General features: G+C 68.4%; 14 protein-coding genes. 4 read left to right on the top strand and 10 right to left on the bottom strand.

Annotated elements, in window-relative coordinates:
• Positions 1-44 precede the first annotated feature (44 nt).
• Genes ACTXG9_RS13190 through pilG form a run of 4 tightly spaced genes read right to left on the bottom strand, consistent with a single transcriptional unit; the run spans position 45 to position 3,435 of the window.
• Positions 45-2,081: a methyl-accepting chemotaxis protein gene (locus ACTXG9_RS13190; protein ID WP_019660096.1), complete on the bottom strand. Its 2,037-nt coding sequence runs from the start codon at positions 2,079-2,081 to the stop codon at positions 45-47.
• A 41-nt stretch (positions 2,082-2,122) separates the two neighbouring features.
• Entirely contained in the window at positions 2,123-2,653 is a 531-nt protein-coding gene (locus ACTXG9_RS13185) for a chemotaxis protein CheW (protein WP_111102087.1), read from the bottom strand.
• Positions 2,653-3,015: a response regulator gene (locus ACTXG9_RS13180; RefSeq protein WP_111102088.1), complete on the bottom strand. Its 363-nt coding sequence runs from the start codon at positions 3,013-3,015 to the stop codon at positions 2,653-2,655. Before ACTXG9_RS13180 ends, ACTXG9_RS13185 begins: the two co-directional genes overlap by 1 nt.
• A gap of 18 nt (positions 3,016-3,033) precedes the next feature.
• The gene (pilG, locus tag ACTXG9_RS13175) at positions 3,034-3,435 is read right to left on the bottom strand and encodes a twitching motility response regulator PilG (RefSeq protein WP_005418455.1); all 402 of its coding nucleotides are present in this window, start codon (positions 3,433-3,435) and stop codon (positions 3,034-3,036) included.
• 240 nt (positions 3,436-3,675) lie between these two features.
• Here pilG and gshB point away from each other — a divergent pair, with 240 nt between their 5' ends.
• Together gshB and ACTXG9_RS13165 are read left to right on the top strand one after the other, a co-directional pair.
• A complete protein-coding gene (gshB, locus tag ACTXG9_RS13170) occupies positions 3,676-4,623 on the top strand; it encodes a glutathione synthase (protein WP_019660098.1) in 948 nt (315 codons plus the stop codon).
• Entirely contained in the window at positions 4,623-5,507 is an 885-nt protein-coding gene (locus ACTXG9_RS13165) for an energy transducer TonB family protein (protein ID WP_021203311.1), read from the top strand. The genes gshB and ACTXG9_RS13165 overlap by 1 nt, the downstream gene beginning before the upstream one ends.
• A gap of 492 nt (positions 5,508-5,999) precedes the next feature.
• Here ACTXG9_RS13165 and tsaB read toward each other — a convergent pair whose 3' ends face one another.
• From tsaB to mrcB, 4 genes are all read right to left on the bottom strand, one after another.
• Complete coding sequence (gene tsaB, locus ACTXG9_RS13160) at positions 6,000-6,713, bottom strand: tRNA (adenosine(37)-N6)-threonylcarbamoyltransferase complex dimerization subunit type 1 TsaB (RefSeq protein ID WP_180877684.1); 714 nt, start codon at positions 6,711-6,713, stop codon at positions 6,000-6,002.
• A 9-nt stretch (positions 6,714-6,722) separates the two neighbouring features.
• Positions 6,723-8,771, bottom strand: a complete 2,049-nt coding sequence (locus ACTXG9_RS13155) for an ATP-dependent DNA helicase (RefSeq protein WP_206621707.1) — start codon at positions 8,769-8,771, stop codon at positions 6,723-6,725.
• A 648-nt stretch (positions 8,772-9,419) separates the two neighbouring features.
• Positions 9,420-9,956 (bottom strand): hypothetical protein, encoded by a 537-nt coding sequence (locus ACTXG9_RS13150; protein ID WP_206621708.1) that lies wholly within the window; start codon positions 9,954-9,956, stop codon positions 9,420-9,422.
• The gene (gene mrcB / locus ACTXG9_RS13145; protein ID WP_456115808.1) at positions 9,953-12,394 is read right to left on the bottom strand and encodes a penicillin-binding protein 1B; all 2,442 of its coding nucleotides are present in this window, start codon (positions 12,392-12,394) and stop codon (positions 9,953-9,955) included. Before mrcB ends, ACTXG9_RS13150 begins: the two co-directional genes overlap by 4 nt.
• Before the next feature lie 96 nt (positions 12,395-12,490).
• Here mrcB and ACTXG9_RS13140 point away from each other — a divergent pair, with 96 nt between their 5' ends.
• Complete coding sequence (locus ACTXG9_RS13140) at positions 12,491-14,590, top strand: glycosyltransferase (protein ID WP_111098880.1); 2,100 nt, start codon at positions 12,491-12,493, stop codon at positions 14,588-14,590.
• Here ACTXG9_RS13140 and ACTXG9_RS13135 read toward each other — a convergent pair.
• Both ACTXG9_RS13135 and ACTXG9_RS13130 read right to left on the bottom strand, forming a co-directional pair.
• On the bottom strand, positions 14,587-16,152 hold the full coding sequence (locus ACTXG9_RS13135) for a hypothetical protein (protein ID WP_111098881.1): 1,566 nt from the start codon (positions 16,150-16,152) through the stop codon (positions 14,587-14,589). The genes ACTXG9_RS13140 and ACTXG9_RS13135 overlap by 4 nt on opposite strands.
• Before the next feature lie 30 nt (positions 16,153-16,182).
• Positions 16,183-18,339, bottom strand: a complete 2,157-nt coding sequence (locus ACTXG9_RS13130; RefSeq protein WP_206621709.1) for a RelA/SpoT family protein — start codon at positions 18,337-18,339, stop codon at positions 16,183-16,185.
• A gap of 130 nt (positions 18,340-18,469) precedes the next feature.
• Between ACTXG9_RS13130 and ACTXG9_RS13125 the strand changes: the two genes are divergently transcribed.
• Entirely contained in the window at positions 18,470-19,006 is a 537-nt protein-coding gene (locus ACTXG9_RS13125; RefSeq protein ID WP_010481716.1) for a hypothetical protein, read from the top strand.
• Positions 19,007-19,045 lie beyond the last annotated feature (39 nt).

Below are 19,045 nucleotides of genomic sequence, written 5' to 3'. Positions count from 1 at the left end.
GAAATGCTTCATCGACTGGTTCCTTGCTCGCCGCCCTGCCCGCGTCACGCCGGCAGCTTGAAGTCGGCGACCGAACGGCGCAGGTCCGCCGCCAGCTGCGCGAGATGGCCGATCGATTCGGCGGTCTGCCCCGCACCCTGCGAGGTCTGGCCGGTGATCTGCCGGATCACGCCCATGGTGCGGGTGATGTCCGAGGCCGCAGCCGACTGCTGCTGGGCGGCGATGGAGATGTTCTTGATGAGGGTGTTCAGTGCATTGGACACGCGCTCGATCTCGGTCAGCGCGGTGCCGGCATCCTCGGCCAGGCGTGCACCGGACACCACTTCGGCGGTGGTCTGTTCCATCGAGGTGACCGCTTCGTTGGTGTCGGCCTGAATGGCCTGCACCAGGTTCTCGATGCGTCGGGTCGCGCCGGAGGTACGTTCTGCCAGGCGCTGCACTTCGTCGGCCACGACCGCGAAACCGCGACCCGCTTCACCGGCCGACGCCGCCTGGACCGCTGCGTTCAACGCCAGGATGTTGGTCTGTTCGGAAATGTCGTTGATCAGTTCCACGATCGAGCCGATTTCCTGCGACGACTCACCCAGGCGCTTGATGCGCTTGGAGGTTTCCTGGATCTGGTCACGGATCTGGTCCATGCCCTGGATGGTCTCGCGCACCACGCCGGCACCTTCGGCGGCAATCACCACCGAGCGCTGTGCCACGTCGGCCGACTCGGCCGAGTTGCGCGACACCTGTTCGATGCTTGCCGCGATTTCGCCGATGCGGTCCGACGCCGAGGTGATCTGGTTGGCCTGGTGGCCGGCCGCCTCTGCCAGCTGCATGGCGGTGGCCTGGGTCTCCTGGGTGGACAGCGCGACCTTGGCCGAGGTGTCATTGATGGTGGTCACCAGGTGGCGCAGCTCGTCGACGGCGTAGTTGATCGCGTCGGCGATGGCACCGGTCATGTCCTCGGTCACCGAGGCCTTCACCGTCAGGTCGCCCTCACCCAGCGAGGAGATTTCGTCCAGCAGCCGCATGATCGCCTGCTGGTTGCGGCTGTTGAATTCCACCTGGGTCTGGTAGCGCAGTTCCTGCTCGCGCGAGCGGCTGCGCACGTTGGTGGAAACGAAGCCGATGATCGCGATCAGCGACAGCGCACCGGAGACCACACCGATCCAGAAGTTCGGGAACAGGCGGGTGTCAGACACCGAGCCGAACGAGGAGAACGCGTCGAACAGCTTGCGGCTGTCATCCAGCATGTGGGCCGAACCCTGGCCCAGCGCGGTGGCGGCGGACTGCGCCGCGAACAGCTGGCGCGAGCTGGCCAGGATCGCGTCAGCGTCCTGCTTCATCGCTTCCCACTTCTGCTGCGACTGTTCCAGCGCGGCCACGGCAGCGGCACCGCGCACGGCGGTGATGCCCAGCTCCTCGTTGCCATTGCGCAGGCCGTCGAGCACCTGCGAGAACACGGTGATGTCACGCGCCAGCGCATCGCCGGCCGTAGCAGCGCCGCTGCCACCGGCGCGCATTTCGGTTACGCGGCGGGCCATGGAGCCGGCCACCACGACCTGCTGCAGTGCGCTGTACACCTGCGACGAGGGCGCGCCGGCAGCGGACATCGCACGCACCAGCTCGTTCAGCTGGGCCTGCAGCCCCGGCACGGCGCCGGTGAAGTTGTTGGCGTTGCCGGCCAGGGCCAGCACCGCCGGTTCACTGGCCACCAGCTGCCCGGCCTGCTTGCCCAGCGGCGCCCAGGTCTCGCCCAGCGTGGCGATCGCACCGGACACGCCCGGCTCCTTGCCATAGCGGCCCTGCAGGGTCGACACATTCTGTTCGATCGCGTTGCGGGTGGCCTTGAAGGCAGTGAACGCCTGCGCGTTGCCGCCCACCGCGTCACGGCCCTGGTTGGCCAGCTGCTGCGACAGCACCTGCAGGTCGGCCGCCTTGGAACCGGCATCGGCCAGGCGACTGCCCTGCCAGGTAGCGACGCCGGTGTTGACGCCGAACAGGATCATCGATGCCAGCAGCAGGAACAGCCAGAGGTTGCTGCCGCCCAGCCGCAGCTTGCCGGTCTTGGTGGCGTCCGAAGCAGTACTCATCGTTCAACCTCGATCTTCAATGCAGGGGGCGATGCCCGGCCTCAGGCCGCGGCTTGCCGGAATTCAGGGGTGCGCGACAGCAGCGAAAGCGAGAATACGCCCCAGTCGTGGCCGTCGGCATGGAAGGCGCGATCGACGAAATGGCCGTAGCGCCCTTCGGCCAGCGTGCCGGCCTCGATCTGCTGGTCCAGTTCGAAGCTGCGCTGGCCGAACAGTTCATCGATGGTCAGTGCGACGTCGCCACCGGCCTGGCGCATGATCAGCACGCGCTGGCCTTCCTGCTGCACGGTACGCACGCCTTCCAGGAAGTACTTCAGGTCGACCACCGGGAACAGGTTGCCGCGCAGATTGCCCACGCCGAGCAGCCAGGGCTGCGCGCATGGCACCGGGGTCACCGGCGGCATCGGCACGATCTCCACCACTTCGCGGAAATCGGACACCAGCCGGCGCTGGCCGACGCGGTAGCCCACGCCACGCCAGAGGTCCTGGGCGAACTGCCGTTCGGGCAGCTGCACCGCGTGGGCCAGGCTGCGGCGTTCATAGGCTTCGAGGATGTCGAAAGGCGAGCGCATCAGGCCACCAGTTCGTTGATCCGCGCGATCAGTTCATCCTCGCGCGGCGGCTTGACGATGTAATCGGCCGCGCCCTGGCGCAGGCCCCAGGCCTTGTCGGTTTCCATCGCCTTGGTGCTGACGATGATCACCGGGATGTGCTTGATCGCCGCGTCACGGGCCATCGCGCGGGTGGCCTGGAAGCCGCTCATGCCGGGCAGGACCACGTCCATCAGCACCAGTTGCGGCACCCGGTCGCGGACCAGCTGCAGTCCATCCTCGGCGTTGTCCGCTTCCAGCACCTCGTGGCCGGCACGGCGCAGCCACTGGGTGAACACCGCGCGGTCGGTCGGTGAATCCTCGATCAGAACGATACGAGCCATTGTGCCTTTCCCCCCTGGTCAGGCGTTGACGTATGTGCGGATGGCACCCAGCAGTTCTTCACGCGTGAATGGCTTGGTCAGGTATTGCTCCGAGCCGACGATGCGTCCCCGCGCCTTGTCGAACAGGCCATCCTTGGACGAGAGCATGATGACCGGGGTCGCCTTGAACAGCTGGTTGCCCTTGATCAGCGCACAGGTCTGGTACCCGTCCAGGCGCGGCATCATGATGTCGACGAAGATGATCTGCGGTTGCTGGTCTGCGATCTTCGCAAGCGCTTCAAAGCCGTCGGTGGCGGTGACCACCTCGCAGCCTTCCCGCTTGAGCAGTGTTTCCGCAGTCCTGCGGATGGTCTTCGAATCATCGATGACCATCACCCGGAGTCCTGCGAGTTCCCCGCCCGCAGTCGTGTTTTCAGTCATTGCCTATCCCCAAGCGCACGGCCCGATCTCTGGCGGGGGCCGCTACGAAAGCGTATCTATATCGCACTTTCCGCGCCCGCTTCAAGGCCGGCCCATGGCGCGGGGCATGGCAGCCTCCTGAACGTGACGGGTTTCGCAATGAGTGCGCGAGCGCCGGGCGGACGCTGCGTTGCAGTATGGCAGGGAGGCGCGCGACCGGCGTTGCCGCTACCATCAACGCCTTGCCTGACAGGTGCGCCCATGCCGTTGAACGTCATCGTGGTGATGGACCCCATCGCCCACATCAAGATCGCCAAGGACACCACCTTCGCCATGCTGCTGGAAGCCCAGCGCCGCGGCCATGCCCTGCACTATGTGCGCCCGGGCGGCCTGGCCCTGGAGGGTGGCGTGGCAGTGGCCCAGACCGCGCCGCTGCAGGTGCGCGACGACCCGGCTGGCTGGTATGAGCTGGGCGCATTCAGCCGTACCGAATTCGGCCCCGGCCAGATCGTGCTGATGCGCAAGGATCCGCCGGTCGACGCCGAGTACATCTACGACACCCAGGTGCTGGACGTGGCTGCGGCCGCCGGTGCCTGCGTGGTCAACAATCCGCAGGGGCTGCGCGACTACAACGAGAAGCTGGCCGCGCTGCTGTTCCCGCAGTGCTGCCCGCCGACCCTGGTCAGCCGCGACGCCAAGGCCTTGAAGGCCTTCGCGCTGGAGCATGGCCAGGCCGTGCTGAAGCCGCTGGACGGCATGGGCGGCCGCTCGATCTTCCGCAGCGGCCAGGGCGATCCGAACCTGAACGTGATCCTGGAAACCCTGACCGACGGCGGCCGCAAACTGGCACTGGCCCAGAAGTTCATTCCCGACATCACGGCCGGCGACAAGCGCATCCTGCTGGTCGATGGCGAACCGGTCGACTACTGCCTGGCGCGCATCCCGCAGGGCGACGAGTTCCGGGGCAACCTGGCTGCCGGTGGCCGCGGCGAAGGCCGTCCGCTGAGCGAGCGCGACCGCTGGATCGCGGCCCAGGTCGGCCCGGAGATGAAGCGTCGCGGCATGCGCTTCGTCGGCCTGGACGTGATCGGCGATTACCTGACCGAGGTCAACGTGACCAGCCCGACCTGTGTACGCGAACTGGACGCACAGTTCGGCCTGAACATCGCCGGCACCCTGTTCGACGCGCTTGAGGCCGGCCTGCGCTGATGGCAACCGCACCTGCCGTCCTGCCCCCGCCACCACGCGAAGCGCAACGGCTGGGGGCGACCATCGCGCTGTCGGTGCTGGTTCACGCGCTGCTGATCCTGGGCGTGGGCTTCGCCGTGAAAGGCGATGCACCGCTGGTGCCCACGCTGGAAGTGATCTTCAGCCAGACCCGCACCGCGCTGACGCCGAAGCAGGCCGATTTTCTTGCCGCAGCCAACCAGGATGGCGGTGGCGAACACGACCGCGCACAGCGTCCGCGCGACAACCAGGCCGGCATCGTGCCGCAGGCGCAGCCCGGTTTGAGCCCGGTCCCACAGCAGCAGCAATCGGCCGCGCCGGTCCCGCCGCCACAGGCACGGGTGGTCAGCAGCCGCAATGGCGAAGAGGCGGTCGCGCAGGCCCAGTCCCGCCCCACGCCGGATCAGCCCGAACCGGACGCCCCGCTGAGTGCGCGCGAACAGCGCGATGTGGAAATGGCCCGACTGGCCGCAGAAGTGCATCTGCGCTCGGCGCAGTACGCCAAGCGCCCGAACCGCAAGTTCGTGTCGGCCAGCACGCGCGAGTATGCCTATGCCAATTACCTGCGGGCCTGGGTTGACCGCGCCGAGCGCGTGGGCAACCTGAATTACCCGGACGAGGCCCGGCAGCGCCGGCTGGGCGGCCAGGTGGTGATCAGCGTGGGCGTGCGCCGCGATGGCAGCGTGGAGAGCAGCCGGATCCTGCGGTCGAGCGGAACGCCACTGCTGGATGAGGCGGCACTGCGGGTGGTGAAGCTGGCGCAGCCGTTCCCGCCGTTGCCGAAGACCGAGGATGAGATCGACATCCTGCAGGTCACCCGCACGTGGGTGTTCCTGCCCGGCGGCGAACTGCGCGACGACCGGTAGGGTTTGTTGCCCGGGCCTGCGGCCCGGGACCCGCTGAAAGGCTAGAGCAACGGCAACAGCAACAGCGGCGGTTGGTGTACTGAAGCGTGGCGAGGCGGTGTCGGGCGGCGGGGACGCCGCAAGTACGTCCGTGTAGGCTTAGCCGCGGCATCCATGCCGCGGATACCCCGCCGCCCGACACGCCCCGCCTCTGATAGATCGCGGCGCACCACTGCTTTGGTAGGTGTCGACCTTGGTCGATACACATCCACGCCACGCGTGGATGCAAGCGAAGCGACCCGCTTTTGATTTTGACTTTTCTTTTTTTGATCTTCCGTGGCGGACGTGCACGGAAACTGTCAGAGGCCGGGCGGGTGGGCTGCGCAGGGGCGTGAGCCGCATGGATGCGGCGACCGAGCTTACATGGACGTACTTGCAGCGCCCCCTGCGCAGCCCACCCGCCCGGCCAAACCACGGCTTTTGATCTACGCGACCAACTCCGCCACGAGGGGCTCAGCCGTTGGCCTTCGCCTTCGCCTCGCGCGCGGCCTGCTGCTCGACCAGGGTCAGTGCCACGTTGTCGCGCAGGTAGGCCGGCTCGACCTTCTCCGGTGCAATGGCTTCGCCGCGGGCGAACGCCGGCACCGCCAGTGCGAGCACGTCAGACGCACGCGGCAATGCCGTGGCGTCGAATCCGCGCAAACCTGTACCGAGCTGCGCGACCAGCGCACCCTCGGCTGCGGCGAACCCGGTACCGACACCGTAGGCCGACAGCCCTTCCGGCAGCGCTACCGCAGCGGGTGCGCACACGCGTTCGGCATCGCGTGCCACCGGCAGGCCGTCCACACGCTCGAAGCGCGCAACGTACAACTCTCCCATCCGTGCGTCGATCGCCGACAGGATCTGCGTTTCTTCCGCCGGTGCCCGCAGCGCCAGCACCTGCAGCGTCGAGACCGGCAGCAACGGACGATCCAGCGCCAGTGCGATGCCCTGCGCGATGGCGATCGCCAGGCGCACGCCGGTGAAAGCACCAGGACCGCGGCTGAGCGCGATACCGTCCAGCTGGCGGCGGCTGATGCCGGCTTCGGCCAGCAGCGCCTCGGCCCACGGTAGGCTCAGTTCGGCGTGCCGGCGCGGGGCGATCTCGAAACGTTCCAGTACCTGTCCATCGACATGCAGGGCAACGGAACAGGCTTCGGTGGCGGTTTCAAAGGCGAGCAGTTTCATCGGATCAGGTCAGAACAGGGGGAACGTGACACCGGGCGCCGGCTCCGGGCCCGCCGCGGCGGCGGCGGTCGGAACGGCATCATCGGCCACGGGCGCCCATTGTGGCGTAAAGAAAGCCTGCACATCGGCCAGGCTGCGGGTGCGCCGGAACGGCGGCAGCGACTCAAGAAAGACCCGGCCATAGCCACGGTTGAGCAGGCGCGGATCGCACAGGACCAGCACGCCCCGGTCGCTTTCGCTGCGGATCAGGCGGCCAACGCCCTGCTTCAGGGCGATCACCGCCTGCGGCAACTGTTCGTCGCGGAACGGATTGCCGCCCTGGCTGCGGATCGCCTCCAGGCGTGCCTCGTAGACCGGGTCGTCCGGGGCCGCGAACGGCAGCTTGTCGATCATCACCACGCTCAACGCTTCGCCGACCACGTCCACGCCCTCGCGGAAACTGGCCGAGCCCAGCAGCACCCCATTGCCCGATTCGCGGAAGCGCTGCAGCAGCGTCGCACGCGGCGCCTCACCCTGCACGAACAACGGCCATGGCCCATCGCGCAGTGCCTCGGCGGCCTCACGCAGGGCGCGATGCGAAGCGAACAGCAGGAACGCCCTGCCCTGCGAGGCCTGCAGCACCGGCCGCAGGGTCTGGATCAGCGCGGTTCCGAAACCCCGCGCGGCCGGATCGGGCAGGCCTTCAGGCAGGTAACACAGCGCCTGCTCGGGCCAATTGAACGGACTCGGCTGGACCAGCCTCTGCGGGTCGTCCAGCCCGAGGCGGGTGGCAATGTGATCGAAACCACCGCCCACGGTCAGCGTCGCCGAGGTGAAGATCCATGCCGCGCGACTGCGCTCACGGTGCTCGCGCAATGGACCGGACACGTCCATCGGCGTGCGCTGGCAGCGGAAACCACGCGGGGTGAGCTCATACCAGAGCACATCGGTGGCATTGCCGGTGTCCGCAGGATCAGTATCGAAGTCGAGGGCGGGTTCGTCATCGCCCAGCCAGCGACCGAGCCGCGAAACCGCCTCACGCGCCCGCGCATGGCAGGCATCCAGGCCCGCCGCGGCTTCGCGCAGCGGCTGCAAGGCCTGCTCCAGCGTCACCAGCCCTGCCATCACCGTGTCGAAGCCATCGCGCACCTGCGGCATCGTCAGCGCACGCCACTGCGTGCCGCGCGGCGGCAGCCCCTCCATCGCCGAACGCAACGCCAGCAGCGCCTGCTGCAAGTGGTCGACCGGTTCCTGCAGCGCCGACTGCGCCCCCCCGACGCCGCGCGCTTCGGCCAGGCAGTCGCGGCCCAGCTCCTGCCACGGGCGCATGCCGAAGCCTTCGCCGAAGAACTGCGCGGCCAGTTCAGGCAACTGATGCGCCTCGTCGATGACGAAGGCCTGCGCCCCCGGCAGCAGCTCACCAAAGCCATCCTGCTTCAATGCCAGGTCGGCCAGCAGCAGGTGATGGTTGACCACCACTACGTCTGCCGCCTGCGCACGTTGCCGCGCACGCACCACGAAGCAGTCTTCCCAGAACGGGCAGTCGGTGCCCAGACAGTTGTCGACGGTGGAGGTGACCATCGGCAGCAGCGGCGAATCATCGGCCAAACCGTCCAGTTCGGCGATGTCGCCGAACTCCGAGCGTCCGGACCAGGCCAGGATGCGCTGGAACTGCGCCGCCTGTTCTGGGCTTGAGAAGCGCGGCTCGCCCCGCGCCTGCTGCAGGCGGTAGCGGCACAGGTAATTCGAACGTCCCTTCAGCAGCGCACTGCGCAGGCCGACACCGAGTGCCTGGCGCACACGCGGCAGGTCGCGGTGGTAGAGCTGGTCCTGCAGCGCGCGGGTGCCGGTGGAGATGATGGTGCGCAACCCGGACAGCAGCACCGGCACCAGGTAGGCGAACGTCTTGCCGGTGCCGGTACCGGCCTCGGCCAGCAGCAGGTCACGCTGCTGCAGCGCATCGGCGATGGCTTCGGTCAGGCGCAGCTGGGCCGGGCGCGGGACGAAGGCGTCCAGATGCGAGGCGAGCGCGCCGCCGTCGCTGAGGGCTTCGCGGCTGGCATGGACAAGGTCGGACATCAGAGGGAAAGGATACCCGGCCGGGCGCTGCCCGGCACCCGTTTCAAGCCAGGGCACCAGCAAAAGCAACGGCAACAGCTTGGTTCATGGCTCTGGGTTGTACTGAGGGTTGGCGGGGGACTGTGGGTTTGCGGGGACGCCGTGAACCCGTCCCTGAAGTGACCCCCGGGGCTTGGCCGCGGCATCCGTGCCGCGGACACCCCGCAAACCCACAGTCCCCTGCCTTCGACAGTTTCCCGGTGACGGAGGGACGCGTTTCGTAGCGTCGAGCCTGCTCTACTGGTAGCTCAGAAGCGGTGGAAGGAACGGGAAAAGAAGATGGATTACTGCGAGCGCGCGCAGCGCGCGACCCGCTTTTGTTTTTGATCTTGTTCTTGCCTGCGGCACGCGCGATGTATGGCGGGCCGGTTGGGTGGGGCGTGCAGGACCGTTGGCGCCATGGGCCCGAGGCACGCCTCGGGCGGGTTGGGCAGGACGCCCAACCCCGGTCTTGCCGCGTGCGCAGGACAGCGCACACGAGCAAGGCGCCATCGAGCCCCCATGGATGGGTTTACGGCGTGCCCTGCACGCCCCACCCAACCGGCCCATCACCTGCATCCATCAGTGCGCGCGCCGCAAAGGGGGCAGCGCCCGGTGGAGTGGAATACCTCAGTACCGCTTGATCCCCGGCACCGTGCAACCTTCAGTCTGCGCATGCGCCGACACCGCATTCTCCTTCTCGCCCCGCGCCAGGCGTGACTGTTCGATCGTCGCCCAGTGCCGGCGGCACAGCGGCCCCGTCTTCGAGCCCAGATCCACCGCCTTGCGCGCGAACGTCTCCGCCTGTTCCCACTGCCCCTGCAGCAGCGCCAGTTCGGCACGCTCCTGCAGCACCGCCGGGTCGCTGGCCACGATTTCCAGCGCATGGTCCAAGCTGCTGGCGGCACCGGCCAGGTCGTTCGCCTGCCGCTGCGCCTGCGCGGTCACCCGCAGGTCTTCCACCTGCGAATCACGCAGCGGCTGCACCGACAGCTCCTTGTCGTCAGGACCTGCGGCCGCATCGACTGCCGCCAGGCGCTGTGCCGGCGTAGTGGTATCGACTGGCTTGACCACCGGCGGCGCGCTGGTCACACAGGCGGCCAGGGCCAGGCTGAGGCCGGTCAGGGCCAGGGGCTGCAGCAGGGATCGCATGTTCATCGGCTTCATCGGCTCGGGGGAGGAGTAGCGGCGGCGGGCGCTGCGGCAGGTTCGGCGGGCGCTTCCGGCTTGCGGTCCAGGCCGAACCAGCTACGCCAGCCACCGCCCTCCCCTTCAGCTTCGCCCGGCTCGCCCGGCGGCACTGCCGGCGCGCACGGCGCATACGCCGGTGCATAGCCCACCACGAACGGGAAGCGGCGTGCGCCCGGGCAGCCTTCATCGGTTGTGTTCAGACCCGTGGCCGCGACCGACTGCCAGTCCAGGCCTTTGTTGCTGACCCGCAATGGCGCACTCGGCAGGCGCTGGAAGATGCCCGACCAGACCCGCATCGCGCCGGTAGCGCCATACAGGCCGGCCTGCTGGTTCTGGTCGTTGCCGATCCAGATCACCGCCAGATGATCGCCGGTGTAGCCGGCATACCAGCTGTCACGGCCATCGTTGGTGGTGCCGGTCTTGCCGGCCGGCTGCAGGCGGCCGAGGCCATCGGCATTGAGCCGCTGCGCGGTACCACTGGAGACCACCTGCTGCAGGCCGACGCTGATCAGGTTGGCGGCAATTGAATCGCCTTCCTGTGCCGGCGCCGGGGTCTTGTCGTAGCGCTTGAGCAGCTTGCCCTGCGGATCGAGCACGCCACGCACCGCGTGCAGCGGCTGGATCTCACCGCCCGAGGCGAGGAACTGGTACAGCTGTGCCATCGCGTACGGGCTCTGGTCGGTCGAGCCAAGGATCACCGCCGGATTGGCCTCGGCCTTGATGCCCGCCAGCACATGGATCAGCTGGGTCACGCGCTCGGGACCGACCTGCATGCCCACGCGCACCGTGGCCTGGTTGTAGGAGTGTGCCAGCGCGTCGATCAGGCGCACCGTGCCGTGGCTGCGGTTGTCCGCATTGCCCGGGCTCCAGTTGCGGCCGCGGCCGAGCTGCACCGTCACCGGTGAATCGTCGACCCAGCTGGCCAGCGAGTAACGGTCCGGCTGCGCCAGCGCGAGCAGGTACACGAATGGCTTGAGCAGCGAACCGACCGGACGCTGCGCCTCGATCGCGCGGTTGAAGCCGACCTCGGACACTTCACGGCTGCCGATCACCGCCAGCACGTCACCGTTGTGCACGTCGGTCAGCACCATGCCGGCCTGCAGTTCGGGCCGGCGCTTGCTTTCCAGCGACTTGATGGTGCGGGTCACCGCGCCTTCGGCATAGGCCTGCGCGGACGGCGACATGCCGGTTATGACGCTCAGGCCAGCGCCCTGCAGGGCAGATTCCGGGTAGTCATGGCCGAGCTGGCGACGGACCAGGTCAACATAGGCGGGGAAGCGGTTGGCCGCCACCAGTCCCGGCGTCTTCGGCACGCCCAGCGGGGCCTTCAGTGCGCGCTGGTACTCGGCGTCGTCGATCAGCGTGGCTTCGTGCAGTTTGCCCAGCACGAAGTTGCGACGGTCCAACGCACGTTCCGGATTGCGCCGCGGGTCGTAGAAGGACGGGCCCTTGACCAGGCCGATCAGCAGCGCGATCTGCTCGGTCTCCAGCGACTGCAGGTCACGGCCGAACCAGAACTCGGCACCGGACGACATGCCATGGATCGCCTGGCTGCCGCGCTGGCCCAGGTACACCTGGTTGAGATAGGCCTCGAAGATGGTGCGCTTGTCATAGCGCGCTTCCATGATCAGGGCGTAGAGCACTTCGTTGAATTTGCGGGTGAGCGTCTGTTCCTTGCCGATGCCGAGCAGGCCGCTGCGGGCCAGCTGCTGGGTCAGCGTGGAAGCGCCCTGACGGCTCTGGCCACCGGAGCGGATGGTCACCCACACCGCGCGCGCGATACCGGACAGGTCGATGCCGTGGTGGCGGTTGAAGTCCTTGTCCTCCACTGCCTGCAGGCCGGTCACCAGCAGGTCCGGCGCCTCGTCCATGCGGATCAGGCGGCGTTCTTCCTGCTTCTGGCCGTACAGGGTGGCGATACGCGCCGGATCCAGCCGCGCCGCCTTCAGGGCCTTGCGGCTGTCGGCATCGCGCAGCGAGGCGACCGCACCATCGGCCAGCGACAACTCGAGCCGACGCGGGGCAACCCGGCCATCGACGTCGTTGTAGCCGCGGCTGGAGATGACAAAGCGCCCGCCATTCACCGCATAGGTGGCCGGCTCCTTGCCCTGGCCATCATCGCGGTAGGCGGAGGCGGCCAGCTCGGTCTTCAGCGTGGACGCATCCATCGCCTTGCCGGGAGTGAGCACCAGCGGCCGCGCATACACCCGCGTCGGGATCTGCCAGCGCAGTTCGCCGAAACGTTGGGTCACCTGCTGGTTCAGGTACAGCGTATAGGGAATGAGGAAACCCAATCCCAACGCGACCGCAGCCATGCTCCAGGTGATCAGCCGGCGCCGCCACAGCGGGCCGTTGTCCTGCTGGTCGTCGTCGTCGAAATCGTCGATGTCGTCGGAATCGTAGCGTCGGGGCACGGGAATGCGAGAATGTAGAGTCTGGCGAGTCTACCCCAGCCGCTGCGGCTGGCGAATTCTCCCGGGTTCCCCTGCTTAAGCTGGAGTTGCAACCGGATGGCGATGTCCCTGGCCGAGATCCGATACCTGATCAACCGCCTGTCGGGCCTGGCCCGCCGGAGCCTGGCCAGCCTGCGTACCCGTGGCTGGCGGGCGACCTGGCAGCGCATCCGCGTGCATGCCCAGCGCGCCGTGCCCGCGCCACGCACGCCGCTGTTCCTGCCGCCGGCACAGGAGTTCGCTCCCTTCACGGTGCCGTTCAGCGAAACACCGGAAGCGAGCATTGTCATCCCCGTCTACAACCACGTCGATCACACCCTGGCCTGCCTGCGCGCCTTGGCGGCGCATCCACCGCAGGCCACGTGCGAGATCCTGGTAGTGGATGACGGCAGCACCGACGCCACCGTGCAGTGGATGCCGCAGGTTGCCGGACTGCGCTATGAAGTGCGCGAGTACAACGGCGGCTTCATCGAGGCCTGCAACGATGGCGTATCGCGCGCACGCGGTCGCTACGTGGTGCTGCTCAACAACGATACGGTGCCGCAGCCGGGCTGGCTCGACGCGCTGCTGGACACGTTCTCCAGCACGCCCGGCGCCGGCCTGGTCGGTAGCCAGCTGCTCTACCCGGACGGCCGGCTGCAGGAATCGGGCGGGGTGATTTTCGCTGATGGCAGTGGCTGGAGTTACGGCCGTTTCGAGGCAGCGGACGACCCGCGTTTTGCCAGCCTGCGCGACGTCGACTACTGCTCCGGCGCAGCGCTGATGCTGCCGCGCGACCTCTGGCGACAGCTGGGCGGCTTCGATACCCGCTACAAGCCGGCCTACTACGAGGACACCGACCTGGCCTTCCGCGTGCGTGCGCAGGGCCTGCGCGTCCTGGTTCAGCCGGCCAGCCGGGTGGTCCATGACGAAGGCACCAGTAACGGCACCGACACCGGCAGCGGCGTGAAGGCCTACCAGGTGCGCAACCAAGCCATCTTCGCCGACCGCTGGGCCACCGAGCTGGCCCGCCGCCCGGCGGTGGGCGAAGTGCCGTCACCGGCGCTGCTGCTGCGTGGCCGGCGCCAGGTGCTGATCCTGGACGAGGCAGTGCCGCAGCCGGATCGCGATTCCGCGTCGCTGCGCCAGGTGAACCTGATCCGCCTCCTGCTGCAGGGCGGGGCCCATGTGGTGTTCGTTCCCACCCGCCGCGAACACGGCGGCGCCGCCACCGACGCGCTGCAGCGGATGGGTGTGGAAGTCTGGTATGCACCGTTCCTCGATGGCGTCGCCAGCTGGCTGCGCACGCATGGTGGACGCTTCCACGTAGCGCTGCTGGTCCGCCACCATGTTGCCCACGAGTGCCTGCCGCTGCTGAAGCGCTATGCGCCGCAGGCGCGCACCGTGTTCGACACGGTGGACCTGCACTACCTGCGCGAACGTCGTGGTGCCGAAGTGGCCGGCGATGCTGGACTGCTGCGCGCTGCCGAGCGTACCCGCGCCAGCGAACTGGCGGTGATGGAGCAGTGCGAGGTCACCGTGCTGGTCAGTTCCGCCGAGCGCGAGCAGCTGCAGGCCGACGCGCCAACGGTGCGGGTGGAGCTGATCTCCAACCTCCATGACATCGCCGGTGCCGGCAAACCGTTCGAGCAGCGTCATGACCTGGTGTTCGTCGGCGGCTTCCGCCACCCGCCGAACCTGGACGCGATGGAATGGTTCATCGGCGAAGTCTTCGCCGGCATCCGCGCCCGCCTGCCCGATGTGCGCCTGCACTGCATCGGCGCTGCCGCGCCGGAATCCCTGCTGGCCCTGGCCGCGCGCCAGCCCGGCGTGCAGATGCACGGCTTCGTCGAGGACATCACTCCCTACATGGATGGCGCACGCATTTCCATCGCGCCACTACGTTTCGGTGCCGGCGTGAAAGGCAAGATCAACCTGAGCATGGCCCATGGCCAGCCGGTGGTAGGTACCCCCTGCGCGGTGGAAGGGATGCACCTGCGCCCGGGCGAGGACGTGCTGGTGGCCGATGATGCGGCCGGCTTCGCCGATGCGGTGGTCCGCCTGTACCAGGATCCGCAGCTGTGGCGGCAACTGTCCGAAGCCGGCCTGGCCAACATCGCAAAGCACTTCTCCCTCGACGCTGCGCGCGCAACCGTGCAGCGGGTGTTTTTCACCTAATCAGGGAGACCGCCGGCACGGCGCAGGCGCTCTTCGAACGCCGGCAGCTCGGCCAGGTCCGGTTGCAGCAAGCGGGCTTGTTCGGCGGCATGCGCGGCGAAAGCCAGGTCGCCGCTGCCGAGTCGCTCGCTGCCGATGGCCAGCCAGCGCTGGGCCAGGCGCAGGCGTGCCGAGGGGAGCCCGGCCGCAGTCGGCGACAGGGTCTGCCACGCCTGCAGGCAGGCCCCTGCCGCCTGTACGCGGTTCTGCCGGAGGTTGTCGTCGAAGCAGCCGCGACTGGCGGGCAGCAGCCGCGCCGCAGCAGCCTTCACCCGAGCATCGCGCGGCGCCAGTGACTGCGCTTCGCGCAATGCGTCGAATGCACTGTGGCCGGGGGGACTGATCCATTGCCCGGAACGTTCGGCGCGCTCGATGCTGCGCAGGTGGTCGCGCAGTTGGCGCTCGCGCTGCGTGTTGCTGGCCGCCGGCTGCTGCAGCGCCTTCTGCGCCTGTTGTGCGCGCTGCAGGCGTTGCGCGAGCTGCTGTTGCGCGGCCGGCGAAGCGCCCAGCTCCTCCGCCAGCGCGGCATCGGCCCGCGCCGCCTCGAACCGGAAGTCGTCGGCCTGCGTCTGGCTGCGTGCCAGCACCGCCTGCAACGTCTGTTCACGGCCGCGCTGGGCGCTGGCATCATCGGCCGCCACTGCCAGAACGGCGAGAAATCCCTTTGCTGCGGACTCCAGCTGCCCGCGCTGCAGGGCGCGCTGGGCCTGGCGCAGGCGCCGCTCGACGGCCTGCGCCAATGCTTCCTGGCTGGCGGGCAGATCAGCATGGCCGGCATCGAACTGGCGCGCACGCTGCAGTAGTGCGGCGGCCTCGGCCAGCTCGCCGCGTCCCGCCAGCGCGCGCGCCTGCTGCAGCAGATCGCTCAGTGCATCTTCGCGACCTTCCAGCGCCGGCAGATTGTCCGGCTGCAGCGACAGGATGCGCTGGAACAGGGGCAGCGCGCTGCTGTCACCTTCATCCAGCCGACCCGCAGCGAAGGCGTTGCGTGCCTGCGCCAGCAGTGCACCGATGCCAGCACCTGCGCTGCGCCGGGCCCGCAGCTGGCGCGCCACGGCGTCCGCCTCGCCCTGTGGTACCTGCAGTTCCCGGGCCAGTGCCAGCGCCTGCGCGCTGCCGTCGAGATCGTTGGCCTGCATCTTTTCGCGGGCCTGCTGCAGGGCCGCCGCGCCGGTACGGGCCAGGCCTTCGCGGGCCTGCGGACGATCTCCATCCAGCGCCAGCACGGCCTGGTAGCGCTCGCGCGCACCACTGCCATCGGCGGCACTCAGCCGCCCGGCCGCCAGTGCGCCATCACCTTCGGCCAGCAGCTGCTCGATCCGAGGCTCATCCCAGAACCAGTCGGCCAGCGGCTTGCGCAGCAGCACCAGCAGCACAAACACCGCCAGCGCCGCGACCAGCGCCCAGCGCCACACCCGGCGCGCGTGGCGTGCCTGCAGCCACCACCAACGGCCTTCGCGGCGAACGCGGTCCAGCGCAGGAAGTTCAGCGCCATGCAGGCGATGCGGGGGCTCGCGTTCCATGCGTGCAGGGTAGCCGGGGCAGCGTGAAGCTCAGCCGAGGCGACGCGCCTCGCTCACGCCGGGCAGCGCGTCCAGTTTGCCCAGCAGGGTCGACAGCTGGCCGTAGTCACTCACCTTCAGCCGCAGGCGCAGGTGGGCACGGCCACTGTTGCGCACGTTGTCACTGTGGATGTCCAGCACGTAGGCGTCTTCCTGGGCGATCAGGTTGGTGATGTCCTTCAGCAGCCAGCGGCGATCGACCGCATCGACCACGACGTCCACCTCGTAGCCGCCCCCGGCCTGGCCCCACTCCACCGGCAGGATGCGCTGCGGGCTGGTGGCCGCCAGACGGGCCAGCGCAGCGCAGTCTGCACGATGCACGGTGACACCGCGGCTACGGGTCAGGTAGCCGACGATGGGTTCGCCGGCCACCGGCTGGCAGCAGCGCGCCAGTTGCACCAGCAGGTTGCCCACGCCCTGTACGGTGAACTTGGACTTGCCCAGGTTCTCGCGGCGCGCGGTCGGCCGCGGCAGGCTCGGCGCGGGCGCCGGTTGGCTTGCTGCACGTTCGGCTTCCAGCAGGGCACGGCTGACCTGGTTCGGCCCGGTATCGCCCAGCGCCACCTGGATGTAGAGGTCGTCAACGCTGTCGGCATGGAACTTCTTCGCCGCGATGGCCAGGTCCGAGTGCTGCAGCCCCAGGCGCTTCAGCTCGCGCTCGAGCAGTTCGCGCCCGGCCTGCACGTTGCGCGCGCGGTCCAGCTTGTGGAACCAGCTGCGTACCTTTTCCCGCGAGCGGTTGCTGGCCAGGAAGCCGTTGGCCGGCATCAGCCAGTCGCGGCGGGGGTCGGCCTCCTTGCCGGTCAGGATCTCGACGCGGTCGCCGCTGCGCAGGCGATAGGTCAGCGGCACGATGCGACCGTTGACCTTGGCGCCCCGGCAGCGGTGGCCCACCATGGTGTGCACCTGGTAGGCGAAATCGAGCGGCGTGGCGCCCTGCGGCAGATCCAGCACCTCATCCTTCGGGCTGAGTGCATAGACCCGGTCTTCGGTCAGCTCGGCATCGAGCGCCCCGGCCAGCTCATTGCCCTGCCCGTCCTGCGCCTGCTCCAGCAGCTGGCGCATCCAGGTGATCTTGCGGTCGAAGGACTTCTCCGCGCCCTTGCCACCCTCCTTGTACTTCCAGTGCGCGGCCACGCCCAGCTCGGCCTGCGAGTGCATCTCATGGGTACGGATCTGCACTTCGATGGTGCGCCCTTCCGGGCCGACCACGGCGGTATGCAGCGAGCGATAGTCGTTGGCCTTGGGCCGGGCGATGTAATCGTCGAACTCGCTCGGCACCGGCGCCCACAGTGCATGCACCACGCCCAGCGCGGCATAGCAGGCGGCGACGTCGTCGACCATCACGCGCACCGCACGGATGTCATACAGCTGGTCGAACGCCAGACGCTTCTTCTGCATCTTCCGCCAGATGCTGTAGATGTGCTTCGGGCGGCCGCTGACCTCGGCCTTGATGCCCTGCGCGACCAGCTCGCGCGACAGCACCTTCTTGACGTTCTCGACGTAACGCTCGCGGGCGATGCGGGTTTCGTCCACCTCCCGCGCAATGCGACGGTAGGTCTCCGGTTCCAGGTGGCGGAACGCCAGGTCCTCCAGCTCCCACTTCAGCTGCCAGATGCCCAGGCGGTTGGCCAATGGCGCGTGGATGTCGCGTGTCAGCTGTGCCAGCGCGCGGCGTTGCTCGTCATCCAGCTTGTCGGCCGCGCGCATCCGCGCCAGCTGCCGGGCCAGCAGGATGGGCACCACGCGCAGGTCGCGGATGATCGCCAGCAGCAGGCGGCGCAGGCCCTCGCTGTTGCGCCCTGCCTCACGGCCGGCATGCAGCGCCCACACCGGGTCGGCGGCGTCCTGACCATCCAGCAGGCCGATCACCGCCGCCTTGTGGTTGCCCAGCGGCAGCTGTTCCAGGCTCGCCCGCAGGCCCGGCAGGTCAAACAGCAATGCGGCCACCACCGCGCCTTCGTCGGCCGAGAGCATCGCCAGTGCGTCGAGGGTGTCACCCAGCACCGACCAGCTGGCGCGCATCTGGTGGTCGCATTCCGGCGCTTCCCAGTGCCCGCGCAGGGCCTGGCGCAGCGGAGCAGGCAGCACGGCTGCCGAGGGACGGTTCAACAAGGCATCCAGGCCGGGGACGGAAGCGCGGTTCACAGCATCGAGCAGGCAAGACAGAGGCCTCTACACTAGCGCCGGCGCCGTTCAGGGACAATCACCGCGGCCACCATCACCCGGCATAAAGACATGCCGTTACACTCGCGGTCAAACCCAGGAGAGTCCCGACATGTCCTCGATCGCCCCGCGTTTCCGCCTACGGCTGCTGGCCTGTGCCGCACTGTTGCTGTCCTTGTCGGCGCCTGCGCTGGCCCAGCGCGTGGTAGAGGGTGACCTGCAGCAGCAGATGTCACCGGCCGAGTTCAAGGCTGCTGGCCTGGACAAGCTCAGTGCGCAGGAACTGGCCACGCTGAACCGCTGGCTGCAGGGCAAGGTCGAAGCGGCCACCACCCAGGCGGTTGCCGCCGTACGGGAATCGGCACGCGAGGAAGGCCGTCAGGAAGTGATCGTGAAGAATCGCGGCTTCTTCGATTTCGGCAGCAGCGAGCCGATCGTCGGCGTGCTGCAGGGCGAATTCCGCGGCTTCGGCAAAGGCCGCGTCTACGTGCTGGACAACGGCCAGGAATGGGAGCAGACCGATGCAAGCACCCTGGCAGGCGTGCGCAAGCAGTCCCCCGCCGTCAGCATCAAGCCCGGCGTGATGGGCGTGTGGTACCTGAAGGTCGACGGCGTGAACACCCAGCCGAAGGTGCGTCGTACCAAGTAACGACGCCCATCGTGTAGAGCCGAGCCCACGCTCGGCTGC

Source organism: Stenotrophomonas maltophilia group sp. LNF247 (genome assembly GCF_054083135.1).
The sequence above is the reverse complement of the archived record's forward strand: the minus strand, read 5'-3'. Positions and strand labels throughout refer to the sequence as shown.